15 protein-coding genes are annotated in these 16,317 nt (G+C 64.9%); 10 read left to right on the top strand and 5 right to left on the bottom strand.

What is annotated here, in order from left to right; translation table 11 throughout:
• From DT069_RS15420 to DT069_RS15410, 3 genes are all read left to right on the top strand, one after another.
• Positions 1-1,095, top strand: a complete 1,095-nt coding sequence (locus DT069_RS15420; RefSeq protein WP_119461277.1) for an ABC transporter permease — start codon at positions 1-3, stop codon at positions 1,093-1,095.
• Positions 1,092-2,771: an ABC transporter ATP-binding protein gene (locus DT069_RS15415; RefSeq protein ID WP_119461197.1), complete on the top strand. Its 1,680-nt coding sequence runs from the start codon at positions 1,092-1,094 to the stop codon at positions 2,769-2,771. The genes DT069_RS15420 and DT069_RS15415 overlap by 4 nt, the downstream gene beginning before the upstream one ends.
• A gap of 106 nt (positions 2,772-2,877) precedes the next feature.
• Positions 2,878-3,807, top strand: coding sequence for a 2-hydroxyacid dehydrogenase (locus DT069_RS15410; RefSeq protein WP_119461196.1), 930 nt, complete (start codon positions 2,878-2,880; stop codon positions 3,805-3,807).
• A gap of 103 nt (positions 3,808-3,910) precedes the next feature.
• On the opposite strand, the gene DT069_RS15405 is transcribed toward DT069_RS15410, so the two are convergent.
• Positions 3,911-4,279 carry a MarR family transcriptional regulator gene (locus DT069_RS15405; RefSeq protein WP_119461195.1) on the bottom strand — a complete coding sequence of 123 codons (369 nt, stop codon included), beginning with the start codon at positions 4,277-4,279 and terminating at the stop codon, positions 3,911-3,913.
• 28 nt (positions 4,280-4,307) lie between these two features.
• On the bottom strand, positions 4,308-5,741 hold the full coding sequence (locus DT069_RS15400) for a leucyl aminopeptidase family protein (protein ID WP_425450273.1): 1,434 nt from the start codon (positions 5,739-5,741) through the stop codon (positions 4,308-4,310).
• A gap of 140 nt (positions 5,742-5,881) precedes the next feature.
• Between DT069_RS15400 and DT069_RS15395 the strand changes: the two genes are divergently transcribed.
• The gene (locus DT069_RS15395; RefSeq protein ID WP_119461276.1) at positions 5,882-6,574 is read left to right on the top strand and encodes a glutathione S-transferase family protein; all 693 of its coding nucleotides are present in this window, start codon (positions 5,882-5,884) and stop codon (positions 6,572-6,574) included.
• A 45-nt stretch (positions 6,575-6,619) separates the two neighbouring features.
• The gene (locus tag DT069_RS15390) at positions 6,620-8,290 is read left to right on the top strand and encodes an ArnT family glycosyltransferase (protein WP_119461193.1); all 1,671 of its coding nucleotides are present in this window, start codon (positions 6,620-6,622) and stop codon (positions 8,288-8,290) included.
• A gap of 38 nt (positions 8,291-8,328) precedes the next feature.
• On the opposite strand, the gene DT069_RS15385 is transcribed toward DT069_RS15390, so the two are convergent.
• Entirely contained in the window at positions 8,329-8,688 is a 360-nt protein-coding gene (locus DT069_RS15385) for a hypothetical protein (protein ID WP_119461192.1), read from the bottom strand.
• 129 nt (positions 8,689-8,817) lie between these two features.
• On the opposite strand from DT069_RS15385, the gene DT069_RS15380 reads away from it, so the two are divergent.
• On the top strand, positions 8,818-9,195 hold the full coding sequence (locus DT069_RS15380; RefSeq protein ID WP_119461191.1) for a PilZ domain-containing protein: 378 nt from the start codon (positions 8,818-8,820) through the stop codon (positions 9,193-9,195).
• A 92-nt stretch (positions 9,196-9,287) separates the two neighbouring features.
• On the opposite strand, the gene DT069_RS15375 is transcribed toward DT069_RS15380, so the two are convergent.
• Positions 9,288-9,737: a DoxX family protein gene (locus tag DT069_RS15375; RefSeq protein WP_425450272.1), complete on the bottom strand. Its 450-nt coding sequence runs from the start codon at positions 9,735-9,737 to the stop codon at positions 9,288-9,290.
• A gap of 319 nt (positions 9,738-10,056) precedes the next feature.
• On the opposite strand from DT069_RS15375, the gene otsA reads away from it, so the two are divergent.
• From otsA to DT069_RS15355, 4 genes are all read left to right on the top strand, one after another.
• Complete coding sequence (otsA, locus tag DT069_RS15370) at positions 10,057-11,466, top strand: alpha,alpha-trehalose-phosphate synthase (UDP-forming) (RefSeq protein ID WP_119461189.1); 1,410 nt, start codon at positions 10,057-10,059, stop codon at positions 11,464-11,466.
• 24 nt (positions 11,467-11,490) lie between these two features.
• Entirely contained in the window at positions 11,491-11,922 is a 432-nt protein-coding gene (locus DT069_RS15365; RefSeq protein ID WP_119461188.1) for a secondary thiamine-phosphate synthase enzyme YjbQ, read from the top strand.
• A 124-nt stretch (positions 11,923-12,046) separates the two neighbouring features.
• Entirely contained in the window at positions 12,047-13,051 is a 1,005-nt protein-coding gene (locus DT069_RS15360) for a methyltransferase (RefSeq protein WP_162913223.1), read from the top strand.
• 256 nt (positions 13,052-13,307) lie between these two features.
• Positions 13,308-15,047 carry an isocitrate dehydrogenase kinase/phosphatase AceK regulatory subunit gene (locus tag DT069_RS15355; RefSeq protein ID WP_162913222.1) on the top strand — a complete coding sequence of 580 codons (1,740 nt, stop codon included), beginning with the start codon at positions 13,308-13,310 and terminating at the stop codon, positions 15,045-15,047.
• Positions 15,048-15,134: 87 nt separating this feature from the next.
• Here DT069_RS15355 and DT069_RS24660 read toward each other — a convergent pair whose 3' ends face one another.
• Complete coding sequence (locus tag DT069_RS24660; RefSeq protein WP_162913221.1) at positions 15,135-16,310, bottom strand: flagellar motor protein MotB; 1,176 nt, start codon at positions 16,308-16,310, stop codon at positions 15,135-15,137.
• Positions 16,311-16,317 lie beyond the last annotated feature (7 nt).

The raw sequence follows: 16,317 nt of genomic DNA, 5'->3' as shown, positions 1-16,317 counted from the left end.
ATGAGGATTTCGCCGCTGACCCGGCGGCGGCTGTGGAATTTCCGCGCCAACCGGCGCGGCTTCTGGTCGCTGTGGATCTTCGTTACGCTGTTCGTGATCTCGCTGTTCGCCGAGTTCATCGCGAACGATAAGCCGCTGCTCGTGCAGTATGACGGCGCCTACTACGTCCCCATCTTCGTCTCCTATCCGGAGACGACCTTCGGCGGCGAGTTCCCGACAGAGGCCGAATATCGCGATCCGTTCGTGCAGGATCTGATCGAGGAGAAGGGCTGGATGATCTGGCCGCTGGTCCCGTTCTCCTACGACACGATCAACTACGACCTGCCTGTGCCGGCGCCCTCGCCGCCCTCGGCCGTGAACTGGCTGGGTACCGACGACCAGGCGCGCGACGTCGTGGCCCGCGTCATCTACGGCTTCCGCATCTCCGTGCTGTTCGGGCTGGCGCTGACCCTGATGTCCTCGATCATCGGAGTCGCAGCCGGGGCGGTACAGGGCTATTTCGGCGGCTGGACCGACCTCCTGTTCCAGCGCTTCATCGAGATCTGGTCCTCTCTGCCGCTGCTCTATCTGCTGATCATCATGGCGAGCGTGATCCAGCCGGGGTTCTGGTCGCTTCTGCTCATCATGGTTCTGTTCTCATGGATGGCGCTGGTCAGCGTGGTCCGGGCGGAGTTCCTGCGCGCCCGCAACTTCGACTATATCCGCGCCGCCCGGGCGCTCGGCCTCTCGAACACGATGATCATGTTCAAGCATGTGCTGCCCAACGCGATGGTGGCGACGCTCACCTTCATACCGTTCATCCTGAACGGCTCGATCACGACCCTGACGAGCCTCGACTTCCTGGGCTTCGGCCTGCCGCCCGGCTCGCCGTCCCTGGGCGAGCTGCTCCAGCAGGGCAAGTCGAACCTGCAGGCGCCGTGGCTGGGCTTCTCCGGCTTCTTCACGATCGCGATCATGCTGAGCTTGCTGGTGTTCGTCGGCGAGGCGGTGCGCGACGCCTTCGACCCGCGCAAGGCGGTCGGCCCGATCCCGGGCGAGGACGCCGTGCGCGCCCACTCCCGAACCTCGACCGACGCCAAGGCGGCCGCCGAATGAACGACAGCACGAGACACGCCGCCGCAACCGGCAGCGCCAGCGGGAAGCGGGACGAGCCCCTGCTGAAGGTGAGCGATCTGCACGTCTCCTTCGGCGCGGAGCCGAACGCCGTGCGGGCCGTGCGCGGGGTGTCGTTCCATATCGATAAGGGCGAGACGGTGGCGCTGGTCGGCGAGAGCGGCTCCGGCAAATCCGTTACGGCACTGTCGATCCTTCAGCTCCTTCCCTACCCGACCGCTTCCCACCCGAAGGGCAGCATCACCTTCCGCGGGACGGAGCTGGTGGACGCCAATTCGCGGACGCTACAGACGGTGCGCGGTAATCGGATCTCGATGGTGTTTCAGGAACCGATGACCTCGCTGAACCCGCTTCACACGGTGGAGCGTCAGGTCAACGAGGTGCTGCTGCTGCACAAGGGTGTGGGCAAGACGGCAGCGCGGGCGCGGACGCTGGAACTGCTGCGGCTGGTCGGCGTGCCCGAGCCCGAAAAACGGCTGAACGCCTATCCGCACGAGCTCTCCGGCGGCCAACGGCAGCGAGTGATGATCGCGATGGCGCTGGCCAACGAGCCCGACCTGCTGATCGCCGACGAGCCGACGACGGCCCTCGACGTCACGATCCAGGCGCAGATCCTGAAACTGCTCAAGGACCTGCAGGCGAAGTTCGGCATGGCGCTGCTGCTGATCACCCACGATCTCGGCATCGTCCGCAAGATGGCCGACCGGGTCTGCGTCATGACCGATGGCGAGATCGTCGAGCAGGGGCCGGCCGAGCGAATCTTCGAGCAGCCCGAACATGATTATACGAAGCGCCTTCTGGCCGCCGAACCGAAGGGCAAACCGGCCACCGCAGCGGCGGATGCGCCGATCGTCATGGCGGGCGACGACATCAAGGTCTGGTTCCCGATCAAGAAGGGCTTGCTGCGCCGGACCGTCGACCACATCAAGGCCGTCGACGGCATCTCGATCGAGGTCCGCGAGGGCCATACCGTCGGCGTCGTTGGCGAAAGCGGCTCGGGCAAGACGACGCTGGGATTGGCGCTGTTGCGGCTGATCGCCTCGCGCGGGTCGATCCGCTATCACGACCGCGAGCTGCAGGAGCTGCAGTTCGGCGCACTGCGGCCGCTGCGGCGCGAGATGCAGATCGTCTTCCAAGACCCCTTCGGCTCGCTAAGTCCGCGCATGTCGGTCGGTGCCATCGTCGAGGAGGGGCTGAAGGTCCATAATCTGGGCGGCAGCAATTCGGAGCGGGAGGCGATGATCGTCGCCGCGCTGGAGGAGGTCGGCCTCGATCCCGAGAGCCGTCATCGCTATCCGCACGAGTTCTCCGGCGGCCAGCGCCAGCGCATCGCCATTGCCCGCGCCATGATCCTGCAGCCGCGCTTCGTCGTGCTCGACGAGCCGACCTCGGCGCTCGACATGTCGGTGCAGGCACAGATCGTCGACCTGCTGCGCTCGCTGCAGGCGCGGCACAATCTTGCCTATCTCTTCATCAGCCACGATCTGCGCGTCGTCCGCGCGCTCTCCGACGAGGTGATCGTGATGCGCGACGGCAAGGTCGTGGAACAGGGCTCGGCCGACCGCATCTTCGCCGCGCCGCAGGCGCCCTACACACAGGCGCTCCTGGCCGCCGCCTTTAACCTGGAAGCCGTCGAGTCGGGCGTGGTAAGAACCTAGCGGCGGCGGACCTCATGTTTCGACAAGCTCGGCATGAGAGTTTCTCCTCGTCCTGAGCTTGTCGAAGGGCGGGGGCCGCAAGCGGTTTTGATCACTGGGGTTCTCCATGGCCGTCCTCTTCCTAAGCCCGAGCGAAAACGCCGAGCAATGGCGCGATATGCTCCTCCGATTCGATCCGAACATCGATTTCCGTTGCTGGCCCGAGACCGGGCGCATCGAGGAGATCGAGTTCGCGCTGGTCTGGCGCCCGCCGGCAGGTGAGCTCAAGCGCTATCCCAATCTGAAGGTCATCTTCTCGCTGGGCGCCGGCGTCGACAGCCTGATGCGCGAGGGCGACCTGCCGCCGGGAATCCCGGTTGTCCGCCTCGTCGATCGCGGCTTGACGGCAAGCATGACCGAATATGTCCTACTGCATGTCCTGCGCTATCACCGGCGCGTGCCGGAGCTCGAGGCGCTGCAGCGCCGGCAGGAATGGAAACCGCTCGCCTATCCGCTGCCCTGGGAGCGCAAGGTCGGCGTCATGGGGCTGGGCGTGTTGGGCGGCGACGCGGCGGCGAAGCTGTCCGCCCTCGGTTTCGACGTCGCCGGCTGGAGTCGGTCGCCGAAGGAACTTCCGGGTGTGTCCGGTTTCCATGGCGATGCCGGGCTGATTCCCTTCCTCGCCCGCAGCGAGATCCTGGTCTGCCTGCTGCCGCTGACGCCGGCGACCGCGGGCATCCTGAACGCGCGAACGCTGGCTGCCCTGCCGCGCGGCGCCTCCATCATCAACGCCGCCCGCGGCGGTCATGTGGTGGAAACCGATCTGCTCGCGGCGCTGGACAGCGAGCAGATCGCCTATGCGACGCTTGACGTGTTCCACGAGGAGCCGCTGCCGTCCGACCACCCGTTCTGGACCCATCCGCGCATCACGGTGACGCCCCATATCGCCAGCGCAACACCACCGCAGACCGCGGCGGAGACGATCTTCCAAAGCATGCGCCTCGCCCGCGAGGGCCGCCCGCTGCCGAATCTCGTCGATCTGGCGACCGGGTATTAGTCAAGGATGCCCCACCCCAGCCCCTCCCCCAGCTCTGCTTGTGGGAGGGCTGGACCCGCACAGCGGGAGGGTAGGGGCAATTCCTACGAGGCGGGCGCTGCGATCACTCCGAGCGGTCGTTCGGCTGACCGGGCAGCTTCGCCTCCACCGCCGCGGCGATGATCGCGGCGAATTCGCTGAGGAAGACGGAGCCCTTGACCGTGCGCTGGATGAGAACGTTGCGCCGGTCCGCCTCGTCCCGCTTGCGCCGGGCAAAGTCGAGCTCGCTCAGGCGATCGAGCGCGCGGGTGACCGCCGGCTTCGAGATCTTCAGGCTCTCGGCGAGACCGCGGACCGTGTGCGGGCCGTCGATCGTATAGACCGTCAGCAGCAGAGCCATCTGACGGGCGGTCAGGTCCGGCGCCTCCTGGTGCAGGCTGGTGACCAGGACATGACGCCAGAGAGCGAGTACATCGGTCTGCTTCATTTTCATCCCGCTCTCCTCGCGCCAGCCTATGTCTTTATCTAGTATTCCGCCGCTGCCGTCCCGGGGTCTTCGGCCCCTGGAGCTTCCCCTGGGTTTTCGCGGCCCGCTCCGCGATCAGCCCGTAGAGCGCGCGCAGCCCCATCGCCTCGCCGCCCTCGGGTCGGCCCGGCCGTGACGCGGTGTTCCACGCCATCATGTCGAGATGGAGCCAGGGCGTGGTCGGGCCGACGAATTCGGCGAGGAACAGGGCCGCGGTGATCGCCCCGCCGAACGATCCGCTCGAAACATTGTTCAGGTCCGCCACCTTGCTGTCGAGATGGCGGCGATAGGGCTTGTGCAGCGGCAGCCGCCAGAGCAGGTCCTGCGTCGCTATCCCGTGGCGGAGCAGCGTCTCCGCCGCCGCATCGTCATTCGCGAACAGGGCGGGCAGTTCGGTGCCGAGCGCCACGCGCGCGGCGCCGGTCAGGGTGGCGCAATCGATCAGCAGGTCGGGTTTTTCGGTGTCCGCCTCAGCCAACGCGTCGCAGAGGACCAGCCGGCCTTCCGCGTCGGTGTTGCCGACCTCCACCGTCACGCCTTTGCGGGTCCGCAGGACGTCGAGCGGCCGGAACGCGTTCCCCGACACGCTGTTCTCGACCGCCGGGATCAGCACCCGAAGGCGGACCGGCAGGGCGGCCATCATGATCATCTTGGCGAGCCCAAGGACATGGGCCGCGCCGCCCATATCCTTCTTCATCAGCAGCATGTTGCCCGATGACTTCAGGTCCAGCCCGCCGGAATCGAAGCAGACGCCCTTGCCGACCAGGGTGACACGCGGCCCCGCGCCGCCCCAGCGCAGATCGATGAGGTGCGGCGGCCGACTGCTCGCCCGGCCGACCGCATGGATGGCCGGATAGCGCGCCTTCAGAAGGGCGTCGCCGACGATCACCTTTGTCTTCGCCTTGTGGGCGCGGCCGAGCGTCTGCGCCGCCTCGGCCAGATCCGCCGGCCCCATGTCCTCGGCCGGCGTGTTGATCAGATCCCGGACCAGATAGATCGCCTCCGCCGTCCGCTCGACCATCGCCCTGTCGGCCTGTTTCGGCCAGACCAGGCGGGCGAAGCGGCGGGACGGCTTGCGGTACCGCGTGAATGCGTAGCAACCGAGCGCCCAGCCGAGTGCGGCCGCCGAGACAGCCGACGCGACAACGTCCGCATCGAGTCGGTAGTCGCCTTCCGGCAGGGTGCCCGGGAGCCCGGCAAAGGACCAGATATCATCCCCTTGCTCGACGCCCACCAGGACTTCGGACAGGCTGCCGTCGGCATCTGGCAGAAGAATATGGCTGCCGGGCTTTGCCGTGAACCCGGTATCCCTCACCCAGGCCTGCACGATCGACGGCCGGTCGCGTAGCCAGCCCTTCAGCCCGTCTTCGGTTACGGCAAGGAGGGCGACGGCCTTGCCGCCGGCGCGAGGGATCAAACAATCGAGCAAGATGACTCTCCCGGAAACTTGGCTGGCGCTGCAGAATGGCCCGGAATATCCCGGGAGAAAAGACCCGTCGCACGGAACATGGGTTGCGTCGAGGATCGATCGCGGGCTAAGCAGACAGGGTATTAATCCGGAGCCCGACGATGGCGGACATAACCATTTATCTGGGCAACAAGAACTACTCGTCCTGGTCGCTTCGGCCGTGGCTTGCATTGAAGCAGACCGGCGTGGCGTTCAACGAGGTCGTGATTCCGCTACGTCAGGCCGACAGCTCGGCCGAGATCCGCCGCGTCTCGCCTTCTGGGCGCGTTCCTGCGCTACGGCACGGCGGAACGCTCGTCTGGGACTCGCTGGCGATCTGCGAATATCTGGCGGAGATTTTTCCGGAGGCCGGGCTATGGCCCGCCGATCGTGCCGCTCGCGCGGTCGCGCGCTCGGTGAGCGCTGAGATGCATGCCGGGTTCCTCGACCTGCGGCGCAACCTGCCGATGGACCTCAGCCGATGCCAGTCGCACCGCAACCGCGCTGCGGCGGCGCTGGACGATATCGATCGCGTCACCGCCATCTGGCGCGACTGCCGCGAGCGGTTCGGCAGCCATGGCGCGGCCGCGACGAAGAATGGCAACGGCGATTTCCTGTTCGGCGGTTTCTCGATCGCCGATGCGATGTTCGCACCTGTGGCTTCGCGCTTCCGCACCTACGGCGTCGCTCTCGACCCGACCAGCGCCGCCTATGTCGATGCGGTCTGGAACTGGCCGGCGATGCGGGAGTGGGCCGCAGCCGCGGAAGCCGAGCCTTGGACAGTCACTTTCGATGTCTTCGAGAACAGTCTGTGAGGGCGCCGCGGCGTGCTTGATCGGAGGCAGCCGGAGGAGCGGTCCGTGATAGCCGCCGCGCGCCCGCTGGCGGTGACCGCCGCCGCTTTGCGCCGCCTGCCGGTCTGGCCGGTATCGATCTGGCTGGTGCTCGTGGTCAGTGGGCTGATCACCCGGCCGCCGCTGTCCCCCATCGAATCCGAACCCTTTTCGCTGGCTTGGTGGATGTGGCAGGAGGGAGCGCTGCTGCCGAGCACCGTCGAGGGCCTGGAGGCGCAGCCGCCTCTGCTGTTCTGGCTGATCCATCTGGGCTGGGCGATCTTCGGCGTCAGCGAGGTCTGGGCTCGGCTGGTCACGCCGTTGACCGCGCTTGCAGCGCTGATGCTGATCGGGCCGGCCGCGCGGCTGATCTGGCCGGAGCGGCCGGAAGCGGCGCCGCTTGCCGGGGTTGTCCTCGTCGGCAGCGGCGGCTTCACGCTCTTTTCCGGTCTTACCGTCTTCAACATGCCGCTGCTGCTGTTCGTCCTGCTCGGCCTCTACGGGGTGGCGCTGGCACGGCGGGGCAAAGCTGTCGGATGGGCGCTGTTCGGCGTGGGACTTGGGCTCGGCTTTCTGATGAACGGGCCCGTCGCCCTGATGCATCTGCTCCCGCTGCCGCTGCTCACCCGGCTGTGGATGGATGCGAACCGACAACCCCGCTGGGCCGGCTGGTACGTCGGGCTCGGTTTCGCGATCCTGCTCGGCGCTCTGATCAGCCTGACTTGGATCGCTCCCAGTCTCGCGGTTGGCGGCATGCCGCATCTCATGGCCGCGCTGTTCGATCCGATCGCGCTGGGGCTTGCGGATTTCGGCCCCTGGTACTGGTTCCTGCTCGCCCTGCCGCTGGCGCTCTATCCCTGGCTCTGGTGGCGGACCCTGTGGCGGGCGGCACAAAGACAGCTTCGCCGTCATCCGGAGGAGGGGCTGCGCTTCTGCGGCACTGCCGCCGCCATCAGCGGCGGCGTCGCATTGATCGCCGGCGATCGGCAGTTCCAGGATCTGCTGCCGGCGCTACCGGCCCTGGCGCTGATCGCTGCGCGCTTGCTCGCCGCCCAAGGCGGCAAGCCGAAGGATTTCCACGCCGTCATCCCAGGCCTCTTCGCGCTGTTCGTCGGCCTTGTCTTCTTTCTTCTCAATATCGTGCCCGTGGCGCATCTCGATTCCGTGTGGCGCGAGTTCATCGACGACGACAACCTGCCGATCTGGCTCGGTGGAATCAGCCAGGTCTCGGGCTTGGTCCTGCTCGGCGGCGGCTACCTGCTGGCGCAGATGACCCCGCGCGAGATCTTCTCGCGCACGGTGCAGGTCGCCCTCCTGCCCGTGCTTCTCGTCACCACCCTCAACATCGAGTTCCTGTTCTCGCTGCGGCGGTTCTTCGATCTGGAGCCTGTCGCGCAGCAGATCCATAGTCTGCAGCAGCAGGGCGCGCCGGTGGCGGTGTTCGGCGGCTATCGCGGCGAGTTCGACTTCTCGGGCCGCCTCGAGCAGCCTTTGACGGTGATCGATGAGCCGTCCGCAGTACTGGACTGGGCCAAAGCGAACGAGAATGGCATCATCGTCTCCTATTTCCAGGGCAGCGTGCTCCGGCTGCCCGGCCAACCGCTGAAGCTCGGGATCGTCGGCAACAGCTGGACCGCCCTGTGGTCGGCGAGCACGATTCAGGAAACCGACGGCACTGTGCTGCAGCCGCGGTTTTAGGCGCGAACCTTGATCGGACAGGATGGCCGTATCGATGGCTAGTCGGGAAGGTTGAGCTTGATCCGATCCAGATCCGCCATCGGAACGTTCTTCGTGACCATCAGGCAGATATTGTCGCCGAACAGCTTCAAGGTCCGGAGCGACTTCGACGGCAGCGGTATTCCTTGCTCGATGCAGTAGAACACGAGAATCGATCCGATCTTGTTGTGGTCCAGAAACATCTCGGAGCCGCCGCCGCCAACAGTTTGGGCCAAGGAAAGCCGGATGCGGCAGTCGTCCACGATCGACACTGCGTCGATCGCCCCGGGTAAGGGTTCGCCTACCCGCCGGAAATAAAGCCGAGCCGCCTGCAGGAACTCATCGGTCGTAAAACTGATGAATCTGATTTCGCGCGGCATCCTGCTTCGCCCAATGTCAAGGCACCCAGACCTGCTGGAAAAACCGGGTTCCGGCACCCGTCAGGGTAGTATTCCGTTTAAACTTTGGCAAAGGAATCGCCGGCTAAGGTCGTTCGCCAGAGAGGCCCCATGCCGTCGAGAACTCAATCCTACCGCAAGATCGGACATCGCGAGCCGCGACGCAACAAGCGGTTGGCTAACCCTGTCTTCGCGGTCCACATCAATGGCGAGGTCTGGTATACGGAGAACTGGTCGCTCGGCGGATTGTTCCTGATCCGTTCCTACACCGGTTCACTGAACCCGGGCGATTCAGTCGACGGGCTGATCGTCGGTACAACGCGGAACGGCTCTGAAAGCGTCCGATTCACAGCCCGTGTCGTGCGCCGCGCCCATCGGGGGCGAGCGCTGGCTCTCCAGTTCGATCAGCTCGACGACCGCCTGCTGGATTTCTTCGAACGCTGCCTGAGGAAACGGCTGCGGCCGTCAGGCTCTAGTAATTTGAAATAGAGGGCGATTCACCAACCAGGCTGGTCCAACCTGATCGGATCGCGCTCTGGACATCGAGCATGGCCGAGCGGTCAGCCCAGAAAGAAGACGCATCACGATGTTGGTGGCGAACCCGGTGCGGCGGATGAATGGTCGGCCATCACGATGCCGCGGTCCCAGTGCCGCAGCAGGAACAGAGCGATCAAGGCGCCCAGAACGGGGATGCCGGCGATGAACAAATGGTTCGCGGGATCACCCCACGGGTCGAGAAGCTGGCGCCAGGAGACGAGCACGCTGATCATATGCAGCGCCAGCGCCGCACCATAGGCCACGGTCCGGAACAGACCGAGGAACAGGCAACCGGCGATGGCGATCTCCGCCGCACCGAACAGGTATCCCAGGGCCCGTGGAACATCGAGACCGTAGAAATAACCCCAGATGGCGACGGTGTTCTGCGGCACCACGAGTTTTTCGACGCCCCACTGGAGCAGGAACAGCCCCAGCGTGATTCGCAGCGCCAGGAGCGCGCGAGACAAGGCCTGCGTGAGTGCTGCATCCTCCATGAGAGCCTCCGATACCACCATGGGTGCCGCGCCGAACGAACAATGCGCCGATCTCCTCGGGTCCGGCAAGGGCCGCCTGTCGGGAACGAACGCCAGACAAAATGATCGCTGACGAGCGGCTCTCACCCGAGGCAGGCAGATGCGAAGCCGACTGAACTGTTTCCCGCCGGGCGGGTTTCTATAAGCATGCGTGTATGGAATATTGTTCCCGGATTCTGGGCGCCGAAGCGATCGGCTGCCGTTTCGGACGGAGGATCATCCAACCCCATCATGACAGTGAGCGCCGCCACGGCCGGCCGGCGAACCAGGAGAAAGCGTTTTGGCACGCCTGATCATCGTTTCCAACCGCGTTTCACAGCCCGATGCAGCCGGCGCCCGCGCCGGCGGCTTGGCCGTCGCCCTGCGCGATGCCCTGAAGAAGAACGGTGGAATCTGGTTCGGTTGGAGCGGGCAGGTAACGGAACAGCCGGCCGAGGAGCTTAGGATCGTAACGAGGGGGCGCGTCACCTACGCCACCGCCGATCTGACACCGCAGGATCACGACGACTACTATCTCGGATTCGCCAACAGCGCGCTCTGGCCGCTGTTCCACTATCGGCTGGACCTGTTCGAGTTCAACCGCCAGCATTACGAGGGATATCGCCGGGTCAACGCCGCCTTCGCCGCGAAGTTGGCGCCGCTGGTGCAGCCGGACGACATCATCTGGGTCCACGACTATCATTTCATCCCGCTGGGCGTCGAGTTGCGACGCGCCGGAATCGGCAACCGCATGGGCATCTTCCTGCATACGCCGTTCCCGGCAACGGAGGTCATGATCGCCTTGCCCAGCCACGACGACCTGATGGAGTCGGTCTGCGCCTATGATCTTGTCGGGCTCCAGACGAAGCGCGACCTGCATGCCTTCGACGATTACATCACGCGCGAAGTCGGCGGTGAGGTTTTGGGCCATCGATGCGTCAGGGTTTTCGATCGAACGCTGTGCGCCGACGCCTTCCCCATCAGCATCGACACCGAGAACTTCGCGACGATGGCCGCGGAAGCGGCACAGGCGGAGCAGACGAGGCGTCTCGTCGACAGCCTTGTCGGGCGCGAGCTGATCATCGGGGTCGACCGGCTGGACTACAGCAAGGGGCTGGTCGCGCGGTTCGAGGCCTTCGAGCGGCTGCTTGCGAAATACCCGGAGCACCGATCCCAGGTCACGCTGATGCAGATCGCGCCACCCTCGCGCGAGGACATCGAACAGTATCAGCAGATCCGCGCCGCGCTCGAGGCCGCCGCGGGCCGGATCAACGGCCATTTCGCGGACCTCGACTGGATGCCGATCCGCTATCTCAACAAGAATTTCACCCGCCGCAGGCTTGCGGGCTTCTACCGCGTCAGCCGTATCGGCCTAGTGACGCCGTTGCGCGACGGGATGAATCTCGTCGCGAAGGAATATGTCGCGGCGCAGGACCCGGCCGATCCCGGCCTCCTGGTCCTGTCGCGCTTTGCCGGCGCCGCCGAGGAGTTCCGCCACTCGGCGCTGATCGTCAACCCGTACGACGTCGAAGGCGTCGCGGACGCGCTCCACCGGGCGCTCGCAATGCCGCTGGCCGAGCGCCGGGACCGCTGGCAGACGCAGATGGAGGTGCTGCGCCGGAACAGCATCACGCAATGGCGCGACAGCTTCATGGAGACTCTGGAGAGGACGGGAGAAAAAACCGCCATGACGGCCCGTGCGGCAAGCTGAGAACCTATCGCGCGGAGACGGATCATGAGACAGATTCGGCAAAGCCTGTCCCTGTCGCCAGGGGCCCGGGGGAGCCGTCAGGGCCTCCATGAGATCACGGGCGAGGTCGCGGCCTGGCTTTCGGCGCAGTCGCTGCGCGAGGGGCTGCTGACCCTGTTCCTCCGCCATACCTCCGCCTCGATCCTGATCCAGGAGAACGCGGACCCCGATGTACGGCGGGATCTCGAGGCCTTCTTCAGGAAGCTCGTGCCGGAAGACACCAGCCTGTACCGGCACACCGCGGAGGGCCCGGACGACATGCCCGCGCACATCCGCACCGTCCTCACCCAGACCCAGCTCAGCATTCCAGTCGGCGGCGGCAAGCTCCTGCTCGGCACCTGGCAGGGCATCTACCTATTCGAGAACCGCCACTCCCCCGACGCCCGCGAGCTGATCCTGCACTTCATCGGCGAGTGAGCTATCCGCCTCCGCGCTGCAGCCGCTTAGAACTCTTTTATCGGCGCTGGCGTTGAGCCTAGCGATTGCCGCCGCCATCGCCCGCGATCGGCGTGCGTGCCGAAAGGCGATGAAAGGTCGAGCAATGATGGACATCTGGGATTGCGCTCTTGGCTTCATGAATGCACAGGCTCTCCTCACGGCCGAGGAGATGGGCGTGTTCGACGCGCTGGATAGCGGCCCGCGCACGGCGGTAGAGATTGCCGACGCTGTCGGCTTGCGGAAGGACTTGGCCGAACGGCTATTGACGACCTTGTGCGCACTCGGCTTTCTGGAACGGTGGCCGGACGGTCGCTTCGCCAACGGGCCAGAAGCCGCCGAGAAGCTGGTTCGTGGGAAACCCGGATATGTGGGCGCGATGTTCCGCCACATCCGGGAGGATCTTTATCCCGTCTGGCGCTATCTGCCGGAGGCCCTAGCCGATGGAAGCGCTCAGTGGTCACGGGCGTTCGGGCCGCAGCCAGCGCCCACGGAGCGGATGTATTCGGATCAGGCCAGCCTTCGCGCCTTCCTGGAAGGCATGCATGCGATCACCTATCAGGCCGGAACCGAGTTCTCCGCCCAGGCGCCGGAGCTGAACGGGGTTCGGCGTTTGGTCGATGTCGGCGGGGCAAGCGGTGCGTTCCTGATTTCAGTAGCTCAGAGCTTTCGGTCGCTGCAGGGCACCGTCTTCGACCTTCCCGCCGTTGGACCGGTCGCTGAGGATTTCTTTCGGCAGTATGGGCTGGCGGATCGCCTGAACTTTCATGGTGGAGATTTCTGGGAGGATCCGATCCCGGCCGGCGCGGATTGCTATTCTCTGGGCTTCATCCTGCATGATTGGGATATGGAGGGCGGTTCCCATATCCTGGCAAGGATCGCGGAAGCAGTCCGGCCCGGCGGCCTGCTGATCATCGGCGAATATCTGCTGAACGAAGACCGGACGGGCCCGCTTCATGTCGCGCGGATGGATCTGAATATGCTGGTCGCGGCCCGTGGCAGGGAGCGAACGGCGCGCGAATATGCGGAGTGGATCGGCGCGTTCGATTTTGAGCTGCAGCGCATCCAGCCGACCTCGATGGGTAAGCATTTCCTGATTGCGCGGCGATAGCCGGGCCCCGTCCCTTGCCCTCCCTTCAATCGCGAGCCGGTCCTTCGCCATCAACCTGTGCAAGATCCAGACTTTCCTTGGCGCAGCGGTCGGTTAACATGGGCGCGGATGTGTCGCATCGGCGGCGAGGCACCCAACAATGACCAGTCAGGTGTCCCGGACAATGTCTGAAGCTTTCCGCTCAGGGAAAAAGGAGTCTCCGACGGGAAGGGTCGATTACGTCGCGTTGATGATGCGGGCCAAGCGAGACGACGAGATGATCGCTCTCGCGGCCCAGTGCATCCTGCAGGAATTCGACGCCTACTATATCGAATCGCGGCAGATTCCCACGCTGGCCAAGCAAGCGTTCGAGGACCGCGATCCGGGGGAATCGCTCCTCCTCAGCCGGCGGCGACTCTCGATCTACAGCGAGAGCATCCGCGATCTCGCGGCTCAGCTGAAGAGAGTCTATCCCCTCCTCGCCGAGGACGAGCATCTCTGGCAGAAGGTCGAAAGGCAGTATCTGCCGTTCATTCGCGGCCGGTACGAGGAAGACTTCGCGATGGCCTATATCCATTCGGCCCGGCGCATGATCTATCACGACGAATGGAGGCCGGTGGAGTACTCATTCGGCGGGTCGGCCAAGACGGCGTTCGGCGCACCAGCCGACATCTATCGGCACTTCCCGGGCGGCGCCCGGATCTCGCCGGAAACGGTGATCGAGATCCTCGAGATCCCGAATTTCGCGAAACCCTATCGGGACCCGAATGCGGATGCGGCGCTTGTCGCCGACCGGGTCAATCGCGATCTCGGCTTCGACGGCCGCGACCGAAGTGCGATCCAGGCCATCCAGATGATCAAGGCCGGGTTCTACCGCAACCGCGGCGCCTATCTGGTGGGGCGAATCGTCCTGAAAGACTCGAGCATCGTTCCCCTTGTTCTCTGCCTCGAGAACGCGGCGACCGGCATCTTCGTCGACGCGGTCCTGACGTCCGAGGCCGACACGCACAACATCTTCAGCTCGACGCTCGCCAATTTCCACGTCACCAACCCGCACTATCACGAGCTGTCGTCCTTTCTTCATAGCATCATGCCGCAGCGGCCGTTGGGCCTCCATTACTCGACGGTCGGCTTCAATCACGTCGGCAAGGTCGCCGTGATGAACGAGTTGCAGGACGAGCTAACGGCTTCGGGAGAGGTCTTCGACATTGCGGTCGGGTTCCGCGGGACGGTCGCGATCGGATTCTCCGCCCCCTCGTCGGCTTATACCTTGAAGGTGATCCGCGATAAGCCGACGGAACGGTACAAATGGGGGAGATTCGAGGGCGTCGATTCGGTCCTGCGAAAATATGGCAGGGTGCATGAGATCAACCGCACCGGCAGCATGCTGGACAACATCATCTATCGCCACATCAAGCTGGATAAGGACTGGTTCGATCAAGGCTTGCGCGAAGAGCTGATGACCTATGCCGGCCAGACGGTATCGTCGGAAGGAAGCAGCCTGGCCTTCAAGCATCTGATCGCCCAACCAAAGATGATTCCGCTGCCCCTCTTTCTCGAGACCGCCGCGCCGGCCGAGGCGGAGACCGCGATCATCAATCTGGGTCACTGCATCAAGAACAACGCGGCGGCCAATATCTTCAACAAGGACCTCGACGGCAGGAATTACGGCGTCAGCCGCTTCCTGAAGATCTTCCTGTTCGATTACGACGCCCTCGAGCCCTTCACGGACGTCAAGATCCGCACCAATCGGAACAGGATCGAGGGCGAAGAGGACGTTCCCGACTGGTTCTTCGAGGAGGGGGTGATCTTTCTGCCCGAGGAGATCGAGGTCGGGCTGAGGATTCAGGATCCGGCCTTGCGCCGCCTCTTCCGCGAGGTCCACGGCGACCTGCTCACGACCGAATATTGGGAGCGCGTCCAGCAGGCCCTCCGCGACGGGCATGTGCCACGGATCAACATCTATCCGGACGCGACGCGGCTCAGAGCACGATCCGACCAGGTTGATCCAACCTGATCGGTGAATCAGCCTCTAGGCCGCGGTCAGCGGATTGACAGCAGCGGCCGGCTTGTGCGGCGGCCGTTCGCGCCGGGCCTCGGCCGGCTACAGGCGGTCCGAATTGCCGGGACGCTGCTCCGCCGGCGCCCGGGCAGTCGTCTGATCGGCTGCGAAGACCAGGATCGAGATGCGCCGGTTCCGGGGATCCCTGGGATTGTCTGGCACGAGTAGCTCTCGGTCGCCATAACCCTCGACACGCATGATCTGATAGGCCTTAAGGCCGCCATGAACCAGGGCCCGACGCGCGGCATTGGCGCGGTCGGACGCCAGCTCCCAGTTGCCATAGCTGGCGTTGGGGGCATAGGGCCGCCCGTCGGTGTGCCCGGTGACGATGATTCCGTTCGGGATCTGCTCCAGCACCGAACTCACGGCCGACAACAGCTTGTCGGCATCGGCGGTCAACTCATGGCCGCCCACCGGGAACATCGCGAAGTCGCTGTCGTCGGTGATCTGGATCCGCAGCCCTTCGGTCATCACATCCATCAGGATATTGGCGCGGAGATCCTTCTCGGCCAGCAGCTTTTCCAGCTTCGCGGCCAGGGCCTGCTTCAGCAGCTCCATGCGCTCGAGGCCCTGGGCCTCTGTGAGAAGCTTGACGTTTATCGCCTGACCCGGCTTCTCCTTCGCGACTTCCGTCCCCTGCGTCTGGTTGATTTCGGCAGGCGTCGCCCGCCAATCCGCGGTCAGCCGGGCTTCCGGCCGTTCGAAGGGGTCCTGAAACGCCGTGCTGCCCAGAAGGTCGGCGACGCCCGAATAGCGCTTGTCGCCTTCGACGGAGTCGGCCATCGCGGTCCGATCGAAGGGCGAGCGGAACTCCCCGTCGATCGATTCGACCTGCGTCCCGCCCGACTGGCCTTGCGGCGCATTCTGCTCCGGTCCGATCGTGGACACCGTCGGCGGAGCGGAGACCGGATGGGGCCTCTCACCATCGCCGTTCGGCGCGGTCAGCGCCCCCTCCGTGTCGGCCGTCCGGCCGCTCATGAGCCCATCGGCACCGGACACCGACGTCGCCAGTGCCACCGGATTGAAAAAGGACGAGATGCCATCCCGCTGTTCTTCCGTCGTCGCGTTCACCAGCCACATCAGCAGGAAGAACGCCATCATCGCCGTCACGAAATCGGCATAGGCGATCTTCCAAGTCCCGGCATGCGCCCCGTCCTCTTCCGGGTCCTTGCGCTTGACCTTGACGATGACGACCTGGTCTTCGTGTATCTCGGCCATCGAACTA

This window comes from Virgifigura deserti (assembly GCA_003576685.1).
Lineage (GTDB): Bacteria > Pseudomonadota > Alphaproteobacteria > Dongiales > Dongiaceae > Virgifigura > Virgifigura deserti.
Note: the sequence above shows the minus strand (reverse complement) of the source record. Positions and strands in the feature narration are given on the sequence as shown.